This is a genomic window from Caballeronia jiangsuensis (assembly GCF_046030135.1).
GTDB classification, from domain to species: Bacteria; Pseudomonadota; Gammaproteobacteria; order Burkholderiales; family Burkholderiaceae; genus Caballeronia; species Caballeronia jiangsuensis.
The window spans coordinates 51,338-71,927 of record NZ_JAQQDB010000035.1 but is presented as its reverse complement, the minus strand read 5'-3'; the positions used below and the strand labels follow the sequence as shown (position 1 = coordinate 71,927).

General features: G+C 60.2%; 19 protein-coding genes and 1 tRNA gene. 9 read left to right on the top strand and 11 right to left on the bottom strand.

Annotated elements, in window-relative coordinates:
- The first annotated feature begins 58 nt into the window (after positions 1-58).
- From PQR08_RS29255 to PQR08_RS29240, 4 genes are all read left to right on the top strand, one after another.
- On the top strand, positions 59-874 hold the full coding sequence (locus PQR08_RS29255) for a response regulator (RefSeq protein WP_408163201.1): 816 nt from the start codon (positions 59-61) through the stop codon (positions 872-874).
- A gap of 483 nt (positions 875-1,357) precedes the next feature.
- Positions 1,358-1,849, top strand: a complete 492-nt coding sequence (locus PQR08_RS29250; RefSeq protein WP_408163199.1) for a hypothetical protein — start codon at positions 1,358-1,360, stop codon at positions 1,847-1,849.
- A gap of 292 nt (positions 1,850-2,141) precedes the next feature.
- Positions 2,142-2,831: a hypothetical protein gene (locus PQR08_RS29245; protein ID WP_408163198.1), complete on the top strand. Its 690-nt coding sequence runs from the start codon at positions 2,142-2,144 to the stop codon at positions 2,829-2,831.
- Entirely contained in the window at positions 2,824-3,474 is a 651-nt protein-coding gene (locus PQR08_RS29240) for an RES family NAD+ phosphorylase (protein WP_408163196.1), read from the top strand. Before PQR08_RS29245 ends, PQR08_RS29240 begins: the two co-directional genes overlap by 8 nt.
- 126 nt (positions 3,475-3,600) lie before the next feature.
- Here the strand turns inward: PQR08_RS29240 and PQR08_RS29235 are convergent, their stop codons facing one another.
- Together PQR08_RS29235 and PQR08_RS29230 are read right to left on the bottom strand one after the other, a co-directional pair.
- Positions 3,601-3,912: a type II toxin-antitoxin system RelE/ParE family toxin gene (locus tag PQR08_RS29235; protein WP_408163194.1), complete on the bottom strand. Its 312-nt coding sequence runs from the start codon at positions 3,910-3,912 to the stop codon at positions 3,601-3,603.
- A complete protein-coding gene (locus tag PQR08_RS29230) occupies positions 3,909-4,178 on the bottom strand; it encodes a type II toxin-antitoxin system ParD family antitoxin (protein WP_408163193.1) in 270 nt (89 codons plus the stop codon). Before PQR08_RS29230 ends, PQR08_RS29235 begins: the two co-directional genes overlap by 4 nt.
- Positions 4,179-4,412: 234 nt before the next feature.
- On the opposite strand from PQR08_RS29230, the gene PQR08_RS29225 reads away from it, so the two are divergent.
- Entirely contained in the window at positions 4,413-6,854 is a 2,442-nt protein-coding gene (locus PQR08_RS29225; protein WP_408163191.1) for a hybrid sensor histidine kinase/response regulator, read from the top strand.
- Between the two features lie 450 nt (positions 6,855-7,304).
- On the opposite strand, the gene PQR08_RS29220 is transcribed toward PQR08_RS29225, so the two are convergent.
- The 6 genes from PQR08_RS29220 to PQR08_RS29195 form a co-directional block, all read right to left on the bottom strand.
- The gene (locus tag PQR08_RS29220; RefSeq protein ID WP_408163190.1) at positions 7,305-7,574 is read right to left on the bottom strand and encodes a hypothetical protein; all 270 of its coding nucleotides are present in this window, start codon (positions 7,572-7,574) and stop codon (positions 7,305-7,307) included.
- A gap of 171 nt (positions 7,575-7,745) precedes the next feature.
- Positions 7,746-7,818, bottom strand: a tRNA-Lys gene (locus PQR08_RS29215).
- 15 nt (positions 7,819-7,833) lie between these two features.
- The gene (locus tag PQR08_RS29210) at positions 7,834-8,400 is read right to left on the bottom strand and encodes an Hsp20/alpha crystallin family protein (protein WP_408163188.1); all 567 of its coding nucleotides are present in this window, start codon (positions 8,398-8,400) and stop codon (positions 7,834-7,836) included.
- Positions 8,401-8,625: 225 nt separating this feature from the next.
- Positions 8,626-9,033 carry an Hsp20/alpha crystallin family protein gene (locus PQR08_RS29205; protein WP_408163186.1) on the bottom strand — a complete coding sequence of 136 codons (408 nt, stop codon included), beginning with the start codon at positions 9,031-9,033 and terminating at the stop codon, positions 8,626-8,628.
- 27 nt (positions 9,034-9,060) lie between these two features.
- A complete protein-coding gene (locus PQR08_RS29200) occupies positions 9,061-9,504 on the bottom strand; it encodes an Hsp20/alpha crystallin family protein (RefSeq protein ID WP_408163185.1) in 444 nt (147 codons plus the stop codon).
- 2 nt (positions 9,505-9,506) lie between these two features.
- A complete protein-coding gene (locus PQR08_RS29195; RefSeq protein ID WP_408163183.1) occupies positions 9,507-9,947 on the bottom strand; it encodes a hypothetical protein in 441 nt (146 codons plus the stop codon).
- Positions 9,948-11,167: 1,220 nt separating this feature from the next.
- Between PQR08_RS29195 and PQR08_RS29190 the strand changes: the two genes are divergently transcribed.
- The 3 genes from PQR08_RS29190 (at position 11,168) to PQR08_RS29180 (ending at position 15,169) form a co-directional block, all read left to right on the top strand.
- Positions 11,168-11,551, top strand: coding sequence for a hypothetical protein (locus tag PQR08_RS29190; protein WP_408163181.1), 384 nt, complete (start codon positions 11,168-11,170; stop codon positions 11,549-11,551).
- A 410-nt stretch (positions 11,552-11,961) separates the two neighbouring features.
- Entirely contained in the window at positions 11,962-13,479 is a 1,518-nt protein-coding gene (locus PQR08_RS29185; protein WP_408163179.1) for an ATPase domain-containing protein, read from the top strand.
- 4 nt (positions 13,480-13,483) lie between these two features.
- Positions 13,484-15,169, top strand: coding sequence for an ATP-binding protein (locus PQR08_RS29180; RefSeq protein ID WP_408163177.1), 1,686 nt, complete (start codon positions 13,484-13,486; stop codon positions 15,167-15,169).
- Positions 15,170-15,472: 303 nt separating this feature from the next.
- Here the strand turns inward: PQR08_RS29180 and PQR08_RS29175 are convergent, their stop codons facing one another.
- The 3 genes from PQR08_RS29175 to PQR08_RS29165 all read right to left on the bottom strand — a co-directional run bounded on the left by PQR08_RS29175 (position 15,473) and on the right by PQR08_RS29165 (position 19,554).
- Entirely contained in the window at positions 15,473-17,770 is a 2,298-nt protein-coding gene (locus tag PQR08_RS29175; protein WP_408163218.1) for a c-type cytochrome, read from the bottom strand.
- Between the two features lie 19 nt (positions 17,771-17,789).
- Positions 17,790-18,293, bottom strand: a complete 504-nt coding sequence (locus PQR08_RS29170) for a (2Fe-2S)-binding protein (protein ID WP_408163175.1) — start codon at positions 18,291-18,293, stop codon at positions 17,790-17,792.
- Positions 18,294-18,396: 103 nt separating this feature from the next.
- On the bottom strand, positions 18,397-19,554 hold the full coding sequence (locus PQR08_RS29165; protein WP_408163173.1) for an FAD-dependent monooxygenase: 1,158 nt from the start codon (positions 19,552-19,554) through the stop codon (positions 18,397-18,399).
- 272 nt (positions 19,555-19,826) lie between these two features.
- On the opposite strand from PQR08_RS29165, the gene PQR08_RS29160 reads away from it, so the two are divergent.
- Positions 19,827-20,579, top strand: coding sequence for a maleate cis-trans isomerase family protein (locus PQR08_RS29160; RefSeq protein ID WP_061176329.1), 753 nt, complete (start codon positions 19,827-19,829; stop codon positions 20,577-20,579).
- Positions 20,580-20,590 lie beyond the last annotated feature (11 nt).

Sequence of the window (20,590 nt, the reverse complement as noted above, 5' to 3'; positions counted from 1 at the left end):
CTGTTGCTTGAGCAACTTTAGCCGGGTATTGAGGTTCATAAATGGAGGCCAAACAGACATGCGCGTACTCGTGCTGGATGATCACCGCCTATTCCAAGCAGGATTCCAACTTCTGCTCGAGCAGCAACATCACGCTGAGGTACTTCAGGAGTCGTCTTTTAAAGAGGGAATGAAGCATGTTCTTAACTCGAAGATCGATGTTGCGTTCGTGGACGTCGGCCTGCCGGACGGAGGTGATTTAAGTGCGCTTGTAGAGCTGAAAAACTTGGGAGTACCGGTCGTTATGATGTCGGATGCGCCAAGCGTTGAAATAGCCAGAAAATGCATTGAGCTTGGAGCGTCTGGATATCTCCCGAAAACGAAACCAGTCATGACACTCTCCGCCATGCTTGCCGCCATCGAGGCGGGGGGTGTTTTCTATACCGTGTCGCAAATGAATAGAGGTCCGGTTGCGATGCCGTATGAGTTGGCGATAGACAGCATTAACTACGACGCGCTAGTTAAACAAAGAGAAGTCTTAGGAGAAAATCGAGAACTTCTACTAGGCTGTGTTTTTCGCGATATGCCGCTACATGGCGCCGGCGCGCTCGGGCTTGCTCAGAGAGAGTACGAAACGCTCGTCTGGCTCGTAGAGGGGTTACCAGATAAAGCCATCGCAAATACCATGGGAATCGCAGGCACAACTGTTAGAAAATACGTCAGTCGCTTGCTCGGGCACTTTCACGCTGCCAATAGGGGAGCACTAATTCGCTTAATGCTGACGACCGACGAATTCAAAAAGCAGCTTTTTCTACCTTCGCAAGAGACGGAAGAAATGAGGTCCAAAGTTGGGAGAGCTGCAGCGCAAGCTAGAAAAAAAAACCGAGTGCAGTGACCCGATACGGGGTACTGAAGGCAGACTGTCGCCGGCGAGTTGCTCAGTGATTTCCATAATCGTTCCTGGAAGGCGAATCGGCGTGCGCTGCTTCAGTAGCTCCCAGGGCATCGCGCCCCAAGGAGATGATCGGTAACGTCGTCCGGCCTGTAGTGCGGGCGAGTGACTGCTAGCAACTCCTCAAATCCTTCGAGATACCCGTCGTAGCCGGCCTTCACCCTTCCGGTCGTCCTTCGCGCGGGGTAGTTCACAGTAGCGCCCAAATGCCCACCTGTCGGAGCGCGGTCGGTTGGGAGGTTTTTCTGCAACCTGCCGGGACGGTCGAGGGGCATCACGTGTTCTACGAAGTGCGGAGCGAAGGGCTTCCATGGCAGTTAAACCGATCCTCGAACTGTCCCGGGCGCTCTTAGAGCGCGCCACATGACAAGACGCCTTTCGAGTCAATCCATAAATTCCTGAGAGATTCCCGCACATGCAGGTCGCATGGAACCGATCGTTTTTGAAGGGATGCCTGTGGAGCGGGCCGTCACGACCACCAAGCCAAGCAAAGTAGGGCATCTCGAGGCTGCAGCATCGCATCACGAGCAGGCAGCGCTGTTTCACCGGGAGGCCTCGCAGTATTACGAGGCCGCCAAGAATTACGAGCATGCTGCCTATCTGGCAGTGCTGGCGCACGGCCACGCCCAGCATGCCATCGACGAGGTTCATGTCGCTGCCAAGCATGCTAGCGCTCCGTCGGCGGCAGGCTCCGTTGAAAGTGACCTGACGGCTGCACAACATCATGGAGCGGCGTCGGCACTCCATACTCAGGCCGCACAGCATCTCCGGCACGCGGTCAAACTTTTCGATGCCGATCGCAGCGCAGTGGCTCATGAGACGCAGTTGGCCCTGGCTCTTGCGCTACGGGCGCTTGTGCACGGCAACGAAGCGGCCAAGCAATATGTCACGTCTCTACGGGCCAAAGGCGGGTCGTGAAGCGCGTCGACGCCTGGTAGCGCGAGAAGTCGCAGCCTTAGGCACGCGTCATGCGGCCACCCTTTATTTTGGGGTCGAAATCGCATTAGTTTCACGGGAAACGTTTGCCTTAGCAACGAACATTGGCGTGAAACGATATATCGTGACGAGGGCTCCTCACTACTACGCCGCACGCTGCCGTCCCCTCGTTGCTGGTAGAAGGAGAGATCCCGATGCTCCATGTCTCAATCCCTTGAAACGTGAGAATTGTGATATATATAGAAACCATCACAATCCTAATTTGAGGACGAACATGGCCAAGGCACAATCGGCGGGTCCGAAGGGTGCGGCCGCCGCGCACATTGCGTTGGTGTCGCCGCTGGGGAGTACTATCCAGGCGGTCGCCAGCGATATCGGTCGCTACGTTATGGCGCTGGACGCCACTCGAGCGGCCGCGACCATGCTCATCGACAAGATCCAGGCAGCGGATTTCACGCCGGCAGCGAAGGTCGAGATGACACGCCAAGTTCGGCTGAGCGTCAGTGAGCAGGAAGGGCTTGTGTTGCAGGGACTGGTCGACGCGTCCCCGGTCACGCTGTTGACTGACTCGCGGGCAGAATTGGAAGCGAAGGCGGTAAAAGCTGTACTCAACGGGACGACGTGGTTGACTGCGCAGAGGGTCGGCGAGCGGCAAAATCCTGACGCGACGAATCAGCATGCCGTGACGAGTCGGTGGAAGCGCGAGGGCAAGATTTTTTCGATTGAACGCGCCGGCCAGACGCTTTATCCAAAGTATGCCTTCGACGAGCTCGGCAACCCGATTCCCGAAGTCGTGCAGATCCTAGAGATTTTCAAGGGCTACCGGCCGTTTCGAATCGCGTCTTGGTTCGAGTCGACGAACAGTATGCTCCGCGGCAAGCGCCCGCGCGAGGTTCTCGCAACGAACCCGCAAGCGGTAATCGAAGCGGCGAAGGATCATGTTGTCGGGGCGGTGCATGGTTAGTTCGGTGTTCCCGCCGCCGGCGTCTCCACTCACACTCAGCAAGGTCTCGACTGGTACGTGGTTCCGTGTTCATCCGCTCGACTCGACGACAGGCAACTACGCGCCGGACGCGTTCAACGATTCCGGTCTTGGCAACGCGCGTTTTAGTCCTCTGCATCGACCGGACGATGGGCCAGTCATTCCGACGATCTATGCCGCCGCATCTGAGCGAGGGGCGATCATGGAAGTGGTTCTGCATGACGTGCCGACGCCGTCTGCCGGCTATCAGCACGACCTGGAGAGGGATCTCGCTTCTTCTTTGCATCTGAGCCAAATCGGGTTGGCGGACCTGAAACTGGCAAATCTGACGGCAACGGGATTGCGTGGACCGGGCCTGGCGCCATCGGATCTGTTTGATGGCGACAAGACCGACTATCCGCGCACACGTGAATGGGCGCTATGGGTATGGCAAAACATGCCCGAGGCGCAAGGGCTGATGTGGATGTCCAAGCAGGACAACCAGTCAATGGCCGTGATGCTGTTTGGCGACCGGATGTCAGCGCCCATCGTCGATTTGAAGCGGTCCCGTCACATTGAGCACTATGAGCATCTGATCGTCGAGTTGCTGGCCGAGATGGGCGCAACCGTGACGCCAACCCTTTAGGATGCGAAAGCTTGTGACACCAACTAGGAGTTAGCCATTTACTGAAATGCGATAATTATTATTATGTCAAGTGTACCGCCTCGTCTGACGCTTTGGCGCCGGCTGTACTCGCCGCATGGCAACGTTCTACTCGTCATCCGGCGCTAGCGCCGCCTCATAGTCTTGGCCGCCGTAGAAGACGCCCACGATCGAGACGACCTCCGTCTCCAACAGATAGGCGATGATCGCGCGCTTGCGGAAATGAGTGATCCGAAGTCCAGGCAGCAAATCGTCGCGTGCGACACCTCGCGCTGCAAACGTCTCGAGCTTCATGCAGAAATCCACAATCGAATCAACGTATCGTTCGGCCGCCATCGGAGCGCCCGCGTTTGCGATGCGCTTTTCAAGTCTCCGCAGTTGTTCGAGCGCTTCGGGCGCAAACTGAACGCGCCAATTCATTCGTGGCTCGTGCGAGATTTTTTCAGCTCGGCACGTACTTGGTCGGCTGACAGTGCACGGCTTGGATCGTCTCGAATTGCTCGCGCTGCAGGCATCACTTCGTTTCGCAACCACGCTTCAACGGCACGATCACGCTCGCGCAGCGCGCGAAGTGCGTCTCTCAGCACCTCGCTGTCTGACGCGTAGTCGCCGCTTGCAACTTTTGTGCGGACGAACTCGGCCATCTCGTTGGGCAAAGTGATGCTCATCTGCTGCGTCGTTCTCATGGCAGCCTCCTTTCAGTAGGATTTAATCCTACTCGTTTCTGCCGACGCCTGCAACGTCCACTTTCTTACATGCCTTTTTCCTCTCAAGTCACACAGATCCTAAATGGGGGCAAATTCATGCTATGCGCCGTGGAAGCTGCATCCTGCGCGGCTAGGCGCAATGTTTGCGCCATCTCCGGCATAAAAATTGCGGAACTGACGAGCTTTTGTCCAGGCATCCACACTCCCTTCGCTATGAGCAACGACGCATCACCCGCCGCGAATTTCAGCTCTACCTGGCTTCAGCTGTGGGCCAGGTCCACTGACGACTACTCCATCTTCGCCCTTTCCCGTGACGGCATTGTCATGACGTGGAACCCGGGAGGCGAACGTATTCAAGGGTATAGGGCTGACGAAATCATAGGCCAGCCCTTCTCCGTGTTTTACATGGAGACCGAACGCGCCTCCGGCACGCCCGAGGCCGCACTCGAAGCTGCGGCCAGTTCAGGTCGCTATGTTAGTGAAGGATGGCGTCTGCGAAAGGACGGCACGAGGTTTTGGGCCAATGTCGTCATGACAGCACTGCGTGACAGCGCCGGTCAGCTTCTGGGCTTTGGAAAAGTCGTTCAGGATGTCAGTGACAAAAAGGCCGCTCACGACGCCGTGCTGCAAAGCGAGCGGAGCTTTCGCCTTCTGGTTCAGGGTGTGATCGACTATGCCATCTTCATGCTGTCGCCCGACGGCCGCGTCACAAGCTGGAACTCTGGCGCGCGGCGGATCAAGGGATACAGCGAAAGCGAGATCTTGGGCTCCCATTTTTCCAGGTTTTACACGCCCGAGGACGTCGGCGCCGGGGTACCGTTTCGCGGGCTGGAAACGGCAAGACGCGAAGGGCGTTTCGAGGCAGAAGGTTGGCGCGTGCGCAAGGATGGCAGCCGCTTTTTCGCACACGTCGTCATTGACGCGATCCGCGAGAATGGCGAGCTCGTCGGATTTGCGAAGATCACCCGGGACATCACCGAGCGTCGGCGTGCCTCGGAACTACTTGAGCAAACCCAGCGCGCATTGTTCCAGGCGCAGAAGATGGAGGCGTTGGGAAAACTGACCGGCGGGGTGGCACACGATTTCAACAATGTCCTGCAGGTGCTAAGGGGAAACTTGGAACTGCTCGAAAGCAGATACGGACGGGACAACTGGAGCGCCGAGCGCTTGGGCAAGGCGATCGACGCAGTGGATCGGGGCGCGAAACTGGCCTCGCAGCTGCTCGCCTACGGACGTCAGCAACCACTGGCGCCCCTCGTCATCAATCCTGCGCGCCAGCTTCGCGTACTTGACGACCTTTTGCGCCGGGCGCTGGGTGAGACGATTGAAATCGAGTCAGTTGTCGCGGGCGGTCTCTGGAACATCCTCGTCGATCCGCACCAGTTGGAAAACGTGATTCTAAATCTGGCGATCAATGCCCGCGATGCAATGCCGGATGGCGGCAAGCTCACACTCGAACTCGCCAACGCGACGCTGGATGACGAATACGTCTCTACCGTACCTGACGTCAAGGCCGGACAGTATGTCATCCTGGCTGTTACAGACACGGGGACCGGCATGAGCCGGGAAGTGATGGAGCGCGCCTTCGATCCGTTCTTCAGCACGAAACCGGAAGGCGAAGGTACTGGCCTTGGACTGAGCATGGCGTATGGGTTTGTCAGGCAGAGCGGCGGACACATCAGGCTCTACAGCGAGATCGGCGAAGGAACAACGGTCAGGATCTATTTACCTCGCTCAACCGGTACGGCAGTCGAATTCCCGCCGCGCACGAGGGGCAGCGTGAAGCATGGCGAAGAGACCATTCTCGTGGTCGAGGATGATCCGCAGGTCCAGTCGACGGTTGTCGAGCTTCTTACCGGTCTCGGCTACGCTGTGTTAAAGGCCAATGACGCGGAGCAGGCACTGGCTGTCGTCGCGAGCGGAGTGCACATCGATCTGTTATTTACGGACGTGGTCATGCCCGGGTCGTTGCGAAGCCCTGACATGGCAAGGCAAGCCACGCAGATGCTCCCTGGACTCAAAGTGCTCTTCACGTCCGGGTATACACAGAATGCTATCGTCCACGGCGGCCGGCTGGACCCGGGCGTGGAACTGCTCAGCAAACCGTACAGCCGTCAGCAGCTCGCGATGAAGGTGCGGCAGGTGCTCGGCGACAGTGATAGCAAGGTCATCGAACACCCGATGACCGAATCCGGCGATGACCCTGATGTTCGGGTCCGGCGTCTCGAAGAATTGCGGGTCCTTGCGGTAGACGATGACCCCGCGTCGCTCGACGCGCTCTGTGAGCTGCTCCGGCTCCTGGGAATCGGCGCACGGCGCGCGGAAAACGCCGCGGCAGCGATCGACAAGCTCGAAGCGGGTGACATTGACGTTCTTCTGACAGACGTCGTCATGTCCAACATGTCCGGGTTGGAATTGGCGCGCCGTGCCACGGCCATGCAACCGGACCTCGAGGTCATTTTTGCTTCCGGAAACACGCTGCCGGAGGAAGAGACCCGGCAATTCAAATGGTCGGCGTTGCGAAAGCCATATTCGCTTGCGCAGTTGCAAGATACACTGCAGTCCGTCAGTAACCGTCAGGTAAAGCGGAAAGCCGGCGGGGGTGATAACGACAAGGTCCGCGACTCAGACGATAAACCGGGCTCTGGATCGTAGTGCCCTTAGACCCCGTTGCTCCGACTTTCCCGGTGAAGCCGTGAGTGCGCCCCTGCTACGGGAAGTGCCGAAACAAAGCAGTGACCACAGATGGCCGGCAGTGAGCGGAACAAGTGTCTGAGGCCTACCTTGCGGGTCACGCAGCCTGGACGAAGTCCGCGAACGCGCGCTTCGCGAGCCTTCTCTCAGTCCGACCCCCGACCGTTAGGCAGCATAGCTCTTGTACTGGCACTAATTCGCTTTATGTCACTTTGACCAACATCTCGGCACGGTCGGGTTTTCGGCCCCGCCCTTACTTCCGCAGCCGACTCAAAGGGCCGTCAACGGGCTCGGGCGGCACGTCATGCAGCACTGCAAACCGGCTTCATTTAACCAAGGCCGGATGCAGCGGCGCAAGCGACTGCGTGAGCGAGCGATGCTCAGCGACACGTCGTCGCGCAGCAAGGGTCGTCATGCCTTTCCCGAAGTTTCGTCGAAAACGCCGCGCCCGACGAGGGTGATCGCATATTCCAAGGCGTTACGTTGAGCCTCGGGTGCACTCTCGGACGGTCGGGAGGATCGCGGCAGGTGCCAGTCAGCGAGTACGTCGCCGCCCCTGTCGATGCGCACGACTGCGACGTAACCGTGGGGCGAGGACGTCCACGTTTGAAGCTCAAAAACTGGGAACGTCAGAATGCCGACTGTATAATCGCCCCATGTTTCCTGAAGTACGTCAAGCATCGGATGACTCCACCACCCGGAAGCAGCTGTCCTATCCGGGCAGAACTGATCTGATGTTTTGTTTGGGTCCAACTGGTTTCGATTGAATGAGCCGCTATCGGAGAGATGCTTGAGCCGACGATCCGAGGCGCGGCGAGACACGCTCCTTTCAGCTATGCTTTACTACTCCGATGGGCCGTACTGGATTCGAACCAGTGACCAACGGATTAAAAGTCCGCTGCTCTACCAGCTGAGCTAACGACCCGATCCCCTCGATGCTCTAGCCGATATCAATCGTGCGGCTCGCGGCGCGCGTTGGCTCTAATTTCGGTACCGTCAACGTGAGCACGCCGTTGTCAAATTTCGCCAGCGCGTGATCTGGGTCAGCGTAATCCGGCATCGGGATCATGCGCACGAACGTTCCATGGGCGCGCTCCAGCCGGTAGCAGCCGTTCTCTTCGGTGCGCACGTCCTGCTTTTTCTCGCCACGCAGCACGATCGCCCCGTCCTCGACGCTCACATTCAGATCTTCGCGCGCCATGCCAGGCAATTCGGCTGTTACGCGCAGCACCTTCCCCTCATCGACCACGTCGATGCGCGGCTGGAAGCGTGACGAACTGAAGTCGCCAAACCATCGTTCGAGCGCGCCCCGACCCGCAAGTGGGTCATGAAAGAACTCTTCCATTGCACGCCACGCTTCGCTTGAAAACAGTCGCGGAATGTCAGGCCACGAAGCCCGTCCCTGTTCATTTGCCAAAGGCGTTTCTGAGCGCTCGTCCACATCGGACTCGCGGGCTGAACCGCGAAGGAACTTGAAGGGACTCCATTTCTTCGGATCGCTGCTCATCGTATTCTCCTCTATGGCTTGGCAGACCAACATTCCGCCCCAGCGCAACAATGTCTCTTGGAGGAAATTGCTTGCGCACGGGTCCCGGCTGTTCGCTGGCTTAGTCTTTCTCCAATGCCAGCACTCGTGTATAACGACCCGCACCGGAGCCCAGGCAGTCGACAGGTGGCAGCCAGACGGCCACCACCCGGTGTCCTCCCCCACCGTTGCTGCCGGCCCGCTGGCTCAGTCCATCCGGACTTCGATCCGGCGCGGCCGGGCTTCGTCGCGGCGTGGTATTGTCAACTTCAACACGCCATCTTTGAGGTTCGCATCGATTTTCGACGCATCCAAGTCAGCCCCAAGAGAGAACGCCCGCGCGAAGTGGGGCCGACGAATCTCCGCATGCTGCAGGCGTAGCCCTGCCGGCGTGGGTACCACCGCCTCGGCCTCGATGTACAGGCTGCCATCGTGTACTTTTACATCGAGTCGGTCCTTTGTCACGCCGGGCAAATCGGCCCACAGGGTCACGCCCTGGCTGTTCTCGAAGATGTCCACGGGCGGCGTTAGCGTGATGCGACGTTGCGACTGGTCGCCTTCACGCCTCGCCACTTCCGCTTCATCCTTATTTGCAAGCTCGGTTGTGTCGTTCATGATGTTCTCCTCAATCCGCCAAAAATTTCATTGCACCGTGATGGCCCGGGGCTTGGACGTCTCCCGCTTGCCGATGCTCACGGTCAGGCAGCCATTGGTGTATTGCGCCGAGACCTTGTCGGGGTCAGCGTGCTGTGGGAGTTCAATAACGCGCCGGAAGGCACCGACGAAGCGCTCCTGCGCGTAGGTGCGCATGTCCTCGCCAGTCGCTTCCGGCTGAGAAGGCTCGCGCTCGCCGCTGATGGTCAGCAGCCCCTTGTCAATGGATACGTCGAGTTTCTGCGGGTCGACACCCGGCGCGAACGCGACGATCTCGATCGAGTCGTCGGTCGAGCCGATGTTGATCTGCGGGAAGGCGCCAAAGGGCCCGGAACGGATGCTGGACGGGATACCGCCGAAGAGGCCTGCCATCTGCCGTTGCAGACGGTCGAACTCGCTAAAGAGGTCGGTCCCGAAGTTGAGTTCGCTCATGGTCATTTCCTCCTTTGAACCAGCAGGAAGACGAACCGGCTTACGCGCTCCAGTTCGTCTGCCGTGCCGCGGGCAAACAAATCGAAACACGCAGCGCGCCGGACTGCTGGCGCGACTGCCTGAGCGAAATCTAAGATAGGTTGCAGAACAGGAATTTCAAGGGGGCGAGCGGTGATGTTTTGTTCATGTAAAGCAGCGGCTGCAGCCGTGTTATCACGCCGCTCCTGACAAACCATGCGACGACACCATGGATTCGAATACGAATGGATGAGCTTGAGCCGACCGAATTCTGTCCCGCGCCAATAAGGTTTCCCCTCCGAGGCGATGCGTACGGTGGTCAAAGTCATCCGACTGGCGGTCGGCAGCAAAATGAGCGTCCGCGCGCGGCTATTGAGGAAGTCTTCCGGCGGGTAAGCGTATGAGATCGCTGCAAGACCGAGCAACCGACTGCCCCATCAGCGCACCGGACGGATTCTTACCAGACCGGAAACACAACGTCCGGCTGCGGTGAAAACTGAATGCCTGAACTGGGACACGTCACGCGACCCCTGGCGACCACCCGCTGGTCGAGGTAGGGAAGCAGTAGTGTCGCACCTGGCGTGCCGCTTACGCCTAGCAGAATATCGGTGACCACTCTGTCGCTGCAGGGCGAGGTCGCCGGGCGGTCCAGGAGGATCGTTGTATAGTCGCCCGGCGCGTACCGGTCGCTGCCTCGCTGGATCGTCCCCGTAATCCAAATATCGCCCTGCAGGGGCAAGGTCCGCGGCGGCGAGCTTGTTGAAGGTACGTCGTCTGTCCAGAACATGGTTAACGCAGCCGCAGCCGCGAGTAATACCTGTCGTGCGTTCATAGCCCAAGCCTCATATTCTTGCAGGCCCATTGGGGCAAATTCCTTATCCATCCCTCTCTTCAATTCGAAGCGTGTTGGCGGCGGGCGTTATCGCGGCACCTGAAAGTCATGCATGCGCACGGTGGGCGCGCATCGCACAATTGCCTGCACGCACAACGGCGTTGCGCTACTCCGCTCCGACGGGAGGGGAAAACTGGCGGAGTCTCGAGGCGTGGAAACGCCCTGACGCATGCGACGGACGCGCAGCACGATGATCCAGAATAGGCTGGAAAGCACGTGGCTCTTGCGTTGGAAATGCTCGACCAGACCAAGCGAAGCCGAGGTTAAAAAAAAAGCTTGCTCATCGTCTTCTCCTTCGACGCAGCAAGGAAGAGAACGGGCTCGCGCGCTCCAGTTCGCCTGCGATGCTGCCAGCAAACAAATAGAAACACGCAGCGTGCGACCGATCGGGCGGCGGACACACTGCCTGAGCTAAAAATAACGTACTAAAACTCTCCAAAAATTTCAAGTCGCCGCGGTGGACTGACGGGGCGCAGCAGCGTCGCCGCGCGTGACACCGCGACTCTCGTCGTATGTCCGCGAAGACGAACGACCGCCAATGAAGGCGTGAACCCACGGCTGCGATGCTCCTCGGCGACGGGCGTCGACGCCGTCGTGACGGATTTACAGCGCCATGGTCCCGTTCCGGGGATCGATGTCGTCGCTCATGGCATCGCCTGACCGCTGGTGCTCGTTCTTCCGGTCCAACTTAGGCTTGAAAATCGTCGCTTTGCCCATATCGTCCCGCGCAAATAGATCGATTCGGAGGACATCGTGGAATTCGATACTGATTGGCGCACACTTGGCAAGCACCGCATCCGGCTGCGCTCGGCCAAAGGCTTCCCGACCGAAGCCATGCACCAACTCGCTGAAGTGACGCGGACCGCGGTCGACAACAATATGAGTGCGCGGGCGCGCGTTGTCGACATCGTCTTCCGGCAAGAGAAGACCTACGACATAACGGTAGGCTCTACTGTAGCGGAGGATCGAATCTGCGCCCCGCAACTGGAGGCCGCTCTCGCAACGGTGATGGGCCTTGTGCCTGATCAGGTCAATATTTTCGTCCGGATCGTGGCGCAGGAGGAGGTCGACCTGCACTTTGGGGTATATGAGCGCATGCTGGCGGAAAAGGTCGGCGCCGTGCCACCGATTCAGTGATGTCAGTGCCATCGTAGCTGGAGCGGCAAGGGCAAGACCGGCGGCGACTTTACGTCGTAGCCGGCCAGCTTGCCGTAAATGGGATGCGGCGCAGTCGGCGCGCAGGACCGGAATCTCCGCTCGTATCACGACGCTGGAAGGCCCAGTCGCATGAGGCGGCGCCAAGCCCGGCGCCACGGCGTCGAAACGAGAAATTCCGCCCTGCTTGCCCCCACGGTATCAAGGACATCATCGACCAGCCGTGCCGGTGCCCATGCCCTTACCTGTGCTGGCAGTGCCCGTGGCGGGGTTGCCGCGAGAAGCGCATACCGCAACCGGGGGTCGCAGAGATACTCGCGCACCTGACGAAAACGTGGCCCACTTTTTGCATGCCCTAGCGGCCGACGGAACAGACACCACACTTCAAACGTATGTTAGCGACGATCGATCAGCCAGATCCGGGCCGTATCTCAACGGGCGTCGACGGCTTGGACGATATCCTGGGCGGCGGGTTGACGCCGCATCGCATGTATCTTCTTGAAGGCGCCCCGGGTGCAGGCAAAACGACTTTGGCCATGCAGTTCTTACTCAAGGGTGCTGAAGTCGGAGAGCCAGGCTTGTACGTGACGTTATCGGAGACAAAGGCCGAACTCGTGGCCGTCGCTGAAAGCCACGGCTGGGACACCGCCCACATCACGATCATCGAATTGCTCACGGATGAGGGTCTCGATCCTCGTTACGAACAAACGATCCTACATCCCGCGGAAGTCGAATTGGGCGAAACCGTCCGTGACGTCATCGCGCGGGTCGATGATTTGAAGCCGGTCCGACTCGTCTTTGACAGCCTGTCCGAACTCCGAATGTTGTCGCAGAACCCGCTGAGATATCGACGTCAGATCCTCGCCTTGAAGCGCTATTTCGCAACCCGTGCCTGCACGGTGATGCTGCTTGACGACAACACCTCGGAACCCGGCGATCTCCAGTTGCATAGCATCGCGCATGGCGTGATCAGCCTTGACAATCTGGTACACGACTATGGTGGCGAACGCCGGCGGCTGCGCATTGCCAAGATGCGTGGCATCAAGTTCCGCGAGGGTTACCATGACATGACGCTCGAAACGGGCGGCATCAAGGTCTATCCTCGCCTCGTCGCCGCAGAGCATCACAGTGACTATTCGGCGCATGCACTGAGTACGGGAACACAAGCGCTCGATGCGCTCCTCGGCGGCGGGCTTGTTCCAGGTACTAACACGCTGTTCGTCGGCCCGTCGGGCGTCGGTAAGACTACCACGGTCGCCTCGTGTCTTTTGGCTGCGCTAGAGCGCGGGACGCCGTGCGTCTACTATCTCTTTGACGAGACGCGAACCACGCTGCTGAGGCGGTCGACCAGTCTCGGCATCGATCTCAGACGACACCTTGAAAGTGGGTTATTGACTCTGCGCCAGGTCGATCCTGCCGAGATCTCGCCGGGCGAATTCGCCAGTGACGTACGTCGCAGCGTTGAGCAGAACAACGCGCGCTTTGTCGCCATTGATAGTCTTAACGCGTTCTTGCAAGCCATGCCTGGAGAACGCTATCTACTGTTGCAGATGCATGAGTTACTCACCTATCTCAACCAGCGCGGCGTGATCACCATGCTTGTTCTGGGACAGCATGGCGTCATCGGCGAGATTCAGAGCGACATTGATATTAGCTATCTCAGCGATGTGGTCGTGCTGTTCCGCTACTTCGAGCGTCGGGGTGAAGTGCTCACCGCGGTCACCGCCGTCAAGAGTCGCACGAGTGGACACGAGCGCTCGATCCGCCAGTTCCAGCTTGGCGGCAACGGCCTAATCGTCGGCGAAGCGTTGCGCGACTTTGAAGGCATTTTGGGTGGGCTACCCAAATACCAGGGGGAGACGGCGATGCTGCCCCCTTCGAAAGGCAAGCACAATCCGTCCGCCGACTAGCGCCATGGAATTTCGCGTTCTCATCATGGCGCCCTTCGGCCGCGACGCCGATGTCATCGCCGACGTTCTCGCGAGCGACGGCCGAAGCTGCCTTGCGTGTTCGGATTTGGAATGCCTGTTGAACGAACTTGAAAGGGGCGCGGGCGTTGCGATTATTACGGAAGAATCCGTTCAGAACGATAGCGCCGGGGCGCTCGGGGAGTGGCTCGAACATCAAGCTGCTTGGTCCGATCTCCCCATAATCCTGCTCTCCGGGCGTGTCGCCGAGCGCCGTTCCGCTTCAAGCCTCCACCTGCTCGAACGGCTTGGGAACGTCCTGGTTCTCGAGCGGCCCTTGAATTCCGAGACTCTGCGTCGTGCGGTGACATCGTCCCTTCGCGCCCGCGTCCGACAGTATGAGTCGCGCAAGCATCTGGCGGAATCCGAGCAGCATCTGATCGAACGCGTGAAAGCGCAAGAAGCGCTCGAGCACCTAAATGAATCGCTCGAAAGTCGTATCAGCGAACGCACCCGTGAGCTCGCATCGGCGAATGATCGGCTCATGAAAGAGATCCATGAGCGCGCCAAGGTGCAGGCCGTGCTTGTGCAGTTCCAAAAGATGGAAGCGCTGGGCCAACTGACCGGAGGCATTGCGCACGATTTCAACAATCTGCTGAATGTCATCATGGCCAACGCCGAGTTGCTTGCCCGCGTGAGTGATGATGAGCGGGTGCGCAAGATGGCCGCGACGATCAAACGCGCCACTGAGCGCGGAGGCAAGCTCACCGCCCAACTGCTCACATTCTCACGCACGAGCAATCTCGATCTGAAGGCCGTGAACGTTACTTCGCTGCTCCAGGGCATGCGTGACATCATCTCGATCTCACTCGGACCGGCCATCGCGTTCTACACTCATGCAGATGCGGAAGATCTCTGGACACGGGCGGACGCCAATCAGCTGGAACTCGCCGTGCTCAACCTCGCCATTAACGCGCGTGACGCCATGCCGGGCGGTGGCCGCCTTTCCATCCACGCAGGCGAGCGCCCTGCGCCGGACGAGGCACTTGCCGCCGGACGCTACGTTGTAATCAGCGTGAGCGATTCGGGCACGGGCATCGAGCCAGGCATCGTCTCTCGCGTGTTCGACCCATTCTTTACGACGAAGCCGGTCGGCAAGGGTACTGGACTTGGACTCAGCCAGGTCTACGGAATCGCCCGGCAGGCAGGCGGTATTGCGCGCGTTGAAAGCGAGCTGGGAAAAGGCACAACCGTCGAATTGTGGTTGCCGCTCGTAGCGAAGGAAGCGCCCGAAATTGTCGCCGGTTCAAACTTGGAGAACCGCGCGGTGGAGGGGCGCCACATCCTTGTAATCGAGGACGACGAGGACGTCCGAAGCATGCTTGTCGAATGCCTGCAGGCTTTCGGCTATACCGTTTCTCAAGCTCGTGACGGCGTTAGCGGTCTCGAGCGCCTTCGCGTCGACGACCCCGACCTCCTGATGGTCGACTATGCCATGCCGGGTTTGAATGGATTGCAGGTCATAGAGAAGGCCCACGAATTGCGCGAGAATTTGCCGGTAATTCTGGCCACAGGCTACGCAGACGTCGATATTTCGACAATCATTGATAAGCGTTTCACGGCACTGCGCAAGCCGTTTCAGCTTGACGAGCTTGCACGCGTGGTGCGCTCGGCGCTGAGCGCGCCCGAATAACGAGATCTAAACGTAGCTCGGCTGGATGACCTTACAACCAGCGACGCGATGTGTAGTTTCCTCGACTGCGAAAGCTCATGTACCAGTGACGAACCAAGCACCATAGGCAGATGCGTCCGTGCTCAAGCTGATGTTACGTTAGTAATGCGAATTAATAAGCGTTAAATTCCTTTATGTAAAGGTAAAGGGGAACCTGTTCGAGTTGCGGTCAGCTCGCTGGCGCGATATCGATCGGTATCGATCACTGCGAAGTCGGCGGTTTGCAACGAACCCTCAAGAATCGCGAGCATTCCCGTCTCCGACTCAGTGCGCTGCGTGCCTGACTTGAGCGGAGGCCTGTTCGAGGTCGGTCCACGCCGGCTGGTCAGGCGCATATCGCGCCCGGATGTAGGCCGCGAGTTCCGCCATCTGCCTGTCGTCATAGACATCACCGAAGCCGGGCATATACCCGAGCTCGGCCGTGGCCGGACTGTCGATGCCGTTGTGAAGAACATGCAGCAGGTTGTCGGGCCGGTTCTGCGCCACGCTGGTGTTGAGGCCCATGAGCGGTCTCACGCCCAGATGTCCGACCCCGCCCGATGCCGCGTGGCAGACTGCGCATGCCGTCTCGAAGGTCTGCCGCCCGCGCTCCAGGCCCATGACGCTGACCACATCGGCGCCATCCGACTGCTTTTGGGCCGCGCTGGCGGCAGCCGCCTCGTCGACCTTCGGTGACAAGGACGTGATGTAGTGAGCGATCGCTTTTACATCGGACTCCGGAAGTTCGGACAGCCCGGTCACAACGGGACCCATCGGACCCGCTGCCACGCCATGCTCTCTCGAAAACCCCGTGCGAAGGTAGTCGAACAGCGCCTTCTCAGTCCAGGGAACGGGTCCGCGATGGCCGACCAAAGCCGGCGCATCCCAGCCTTCCGCCTCGCCGCCGGCCAGATATGCCAGACCGCCCTTCTCCGCGCCCAACCGGTTGCGCGGCGTGTGACACGCGCCGCAATGCGCCGCACCATCGACAAGATATTTGCCGCGATTCCACATCGCCGATTTCGATGCATCGGGCTTGAACTCGCTGTCGTCATGAAACAGCCAGTTCCATCCGGCGACCGTTGGGCGCAGGTTCATCGGAAACGGCAGACTCGTCTTCGGCGGTGCGTGCTTCACCGGTGGCTGCGATATCAGATACGCGTAGAGCGCCAGCATGTCGGGCTCGCTCATCTTTGCGAAAGCCGTATAGGGGAAAGCGGGATAGAGATGTGCGCCGTCCCGCGCGATACCCTTGCGCATGGCGCGCTCGAACGCCGCATACGACCAGAGGCCGATGCCCGTCTCCGGGTCCGGCGTGATGTTGGTGGAGTAGATGGTGCCGAACGGCGTTTCGAGCGCAAAACCGCCGGCATTCTTCTGTCCACCGGGCGCCGTATGACAGACCGCGCAGTCGCCGGCCAAGGCGATCTGCCGGCCTCGTTCGAGCGTCGCCGCGCTCCATGTCGACGCACCGAGGCTGCCCGGCGCGATAGGCGCAATCTCTCGCGGACCCGGAATGATCGCGCACGCAAGACCGACTAGGCCGCCGATGAATCCGGCGATGCCGCCTCCGGCGAGCAGCTTTTTGATGCGGCCGGGACGCGGCGCGGCCGCGCCGTGATGAATTGGCTGCGGAGGCTGCGCGCCAGCCAGTTTCGCCTGAAGCCGCTGCGAATCGAACGGCGGTTGTCTTAAACGCACGCCGGTTGCATCGAAGATCGCGTTCGCGATGGCGGCGACCGCCGGCGACGCAGCCCGCTGCTCGGCCGGTGTCGGCAACCCATCCGGCGTGTCGCGCGTACTCAAGGCCGCCGCGATATCGAACGACATCGGCGCGGACGCGGCAACTTCGTCATGCGTGGGTCGCGCGCTCGACGCGTGGCCGAGCGCCAGCGACACCGCGCTCTCGATGAGCGTATGCCGCACGCCATGCAAAACCGGCAGGCTGGCGGAGCCTTCGCCGTATCCGGCGACGACGCGGCGCATCGCGACATCCCCGGTCTGCCGATGCACATCGATATCCACGACCCACGCGGACCAGTTCGGCTCGCCTTCCCGCTCGCCGTCCATCGCGAAACCACGGCCACTGAGCCACTGCGAACCGGCGTCGATACGCGTCTCGCGTCCCCACGCCGCGCGTTCCGTGACCATCCGCACGACTTCCCGCGCGCCCGCATCCTCATTCCCGTCGAGATGACGCAGGCGCAATTCGACGGGATCGAGGGCAAGCTCGCTCGCCGTCTCGTCCATGAAGGACTCGCGCGCGAACACGTGCGCGTGCTCCGGAACGGCGGGCGCCGGGCCGTCGAACGTCAGCGAGGCGTGCGCGTGGCGGTACAGCGTGCTTTGCGGGGACGCGGGTTGCCAGTCCGGCGCGAACAGACCTTTTCCCGATGCGCCCGCGGACTCGTCCAGCGACACGCGGTATCGATAGCTTCGCAGCACGCCCCACGGTGTCGCATCGACGCTCACTTCCAGCAAGGCGAGACCGGCCTCCTGGCCGGCGGGCCAGCGATAGGTGTGCGTCCGATGCGTGGTTGGCTCCGGGGCCGTCGTCCCGGTGCGCGGCGGCACATCCGCCATATCCAAGCTATCGCTCGTTTTACTGTTCATCTTGCTGCTGAAGATAGCGAGCGGCCCGGCGCACTGCGTTCATGATTTCGATATGCGTTCCGCATCGGCACAGGTTATAGCGCAACGCGTCGCGGATTTCGTCGTCGCTGGGAACGGGATTGCGCTCGAGCAGCACGCTGGTGCTCATGATCATGCCGTTGAGACAGTAGCCGCACTGGGCCGCCTGTTCCTCGATGAACGCGCGCTGAATGAAGTGCGCATTATCCGGCGTCCCGAGTCCTTCGAGCGTCACGATATCGCGGCCGGTCGCGGCGACGGCGGGCACGACGCAGGCGCGCGTCGCGTGGCCATCGACGATCACGGTGCACGCGCCGCACTGTCCGAGCCCGCAGCCGAACTTCGGTCCGTTCAACTCGAAATCGTTGCGCAGGACCGTGAGCAACGGAGCATCCGACGCCACGAACTCGACGGTGCGCGTGCGCCCGTTCACGCGAAGCGTGACGGGACCATCGACCGGGCGTGGATGAGACATGACATGAACCCCGAAAAGAAAGCGGCAAACGCCAAACGCAGCGCACACCGGAAACATTCGATGCTAGCCTGCCTCGCCCCCGAAGGCGAGGCAGTCATAAAACTCACGCCTCGACGGGCGCCGTGTCCTTCTGCGGCGAGACGAGCGGAACCTCGTACACGTCGTAGCCGAAGCACCAGGCTGGATCCTCGTTGGTGCGCAGCCAGGTGTTGTTGTGCGAGACGAGCTGGACCTTCGAGGCGCGGGTGGACCGGTTGGCTTCGTAGAGCGCGAACGCGTTCGTGTAGTCGGACACGCCGACTTCATCGAGACAGCGCGTCAGCATGGCCGCATCTTCGATCGCCATCGCGGCGCCCTGCGCCATGTGCGGCTTCATCGGATGGCAGGCATCGCCCAGCAGGACCATGCGGCCACGGCTCCAGAGCGGCAGCGGATCGCGTTCGAGCAGCGGCCACTTGGAGATGGACGGCGAGACATCGATCAGATGCTGGATGTCGGGATGCCAACCTGCGAACGCTTCCTTCATTTCTTCGCGGCTGCTTTCCATGAATGGCACGCCCGCCGGCCATTCCTTCTGCGGCACGCCCGTCACGTAGTAATACTCGTCGTGCTTCTCGGTGACGTAGTAGACCATCATGTGACGGTCGCCCGACCACCACTTCACGCAGGCGTCATACGGCTTGTTATTCAGCAACGACGCCGGAAACACCGCGCGATGCGCGACCCAGCCGGTGTACTTGGGCGGCTCCGCGCCCAGCAGATGATCGCGAATCTTTGAATTGACGCCATCTGCGCCGATCACGATGTCGGCCGTCTCCACGGAGCCATCGGCGAAGGTCATCCGCACTTCATTGCCGGTATCTTCGACCGAGCTCAGCTTCTTGCCGAAACGCACGACGCCCGGGCTGCTCGCCTGCGTCAGCAGCGCGTGAAAGTCGCCGCGATGCACGGTCAGATAGCTCGCGCCGTAGTTCTTCACGGCAAAGTCGCCTAGCGGAATCTGCGACATGATTACCGACGTCTTGCCATCCCGGCTGTACCAGTAGTCGGGGTGCGATCCCATCTTGTTGAGCGCGTCCTCGCAGCCGATGCGGCGCATCACCTTCATCATGTTCGGCCCGACGTGGATGCCCGCGCCCAGCCGCGAGAATGCCTGCGCCTGTTCGTACAAGACGACGTCGTAGCCGCTGCGTTCCAGCAATGCGGCAGCGGTCGCGCCGCCAAGTCCAGCGCCGATGACGGCAATGCGGGCTTTGCTCATGGAAATCTCCTGATCGATATGTGCCCGTGGTGTCACGCGATGACATCCAGCGAGCGGAGTGACGGTGTGATTTATAGCGTACACACTCAATATCACGAAAACAAGCGGAAAAATCGCGGAGACCGTGAAACGCCCTTCATTGGCGGTATTAAGCGCATAAACCTAGGGAAAATACCGACCCAATCGATGCTCTAAGATCTTTTATCAGGTTGTCATTTTATAGCGTACACGCTAGACTTAAATGCAATTCCCCTCACCGGCCAGGAGCATCCATGTTCAAGACCTATCGCATCGGCCAGATCGTGCCGAGTTCCAACACGACAATGGAAACCGAGATTCCCGCGATGCTGCGCCTGCGCGAAGCCATCCGGCCCGAGCGCTTCACGTTCCATTCGAGCCGCATGCGCATGAAAAAGGTCGTCAAGGAAGAACTGGCCGCGATGGACGCCGAATCGGACCGCTGCGCGATCGAACTGTCGGATGCGCGTGTCGATGTGCTCGGTTACGCCTGCCTCGTCGCCATCATGGCGATGGGCCGCGGCTATCACCGCGTGTCGCAGGAGCGCCTGACGAAGCACACCACCGAGAACGGTGCTCACGCGCCCGTGCTCACCAGCGCAGGCGCACTCGTCGATGCATTGAAAGTGATCGGCGCGAAGCGGATCGTGGTCGTCGCCCCGTACATGAAGCCGCTGACAGAACTCGTCGTGGATTACATCGGCAGCGAAGGCTACGAAGTCATCGACTGGCGGGCGCTCGAGATTCCCGACAACCTCGAAGTCGGGCGTCATGACCCGTCGCGGCTGCCGGACATCGTCTCGAAGATGAAGTATCAGGACGCCGATGCCATCGTGCTCTCGGCGTGCGTTCAGATGCCATCCCTGCCTGCGGTTGCAAAGGTCGAAGCGATGACCGGCAAGCCCGTCATCACGGCCGCCATCGCCACCACCTACGCGATGCTGCGCCATCTCGATCTGGAGCCCATCGTTCCCGGCGCGGGCGCGCTGCTGTCCGGCGCGTACTGAGCCGCCCGGCA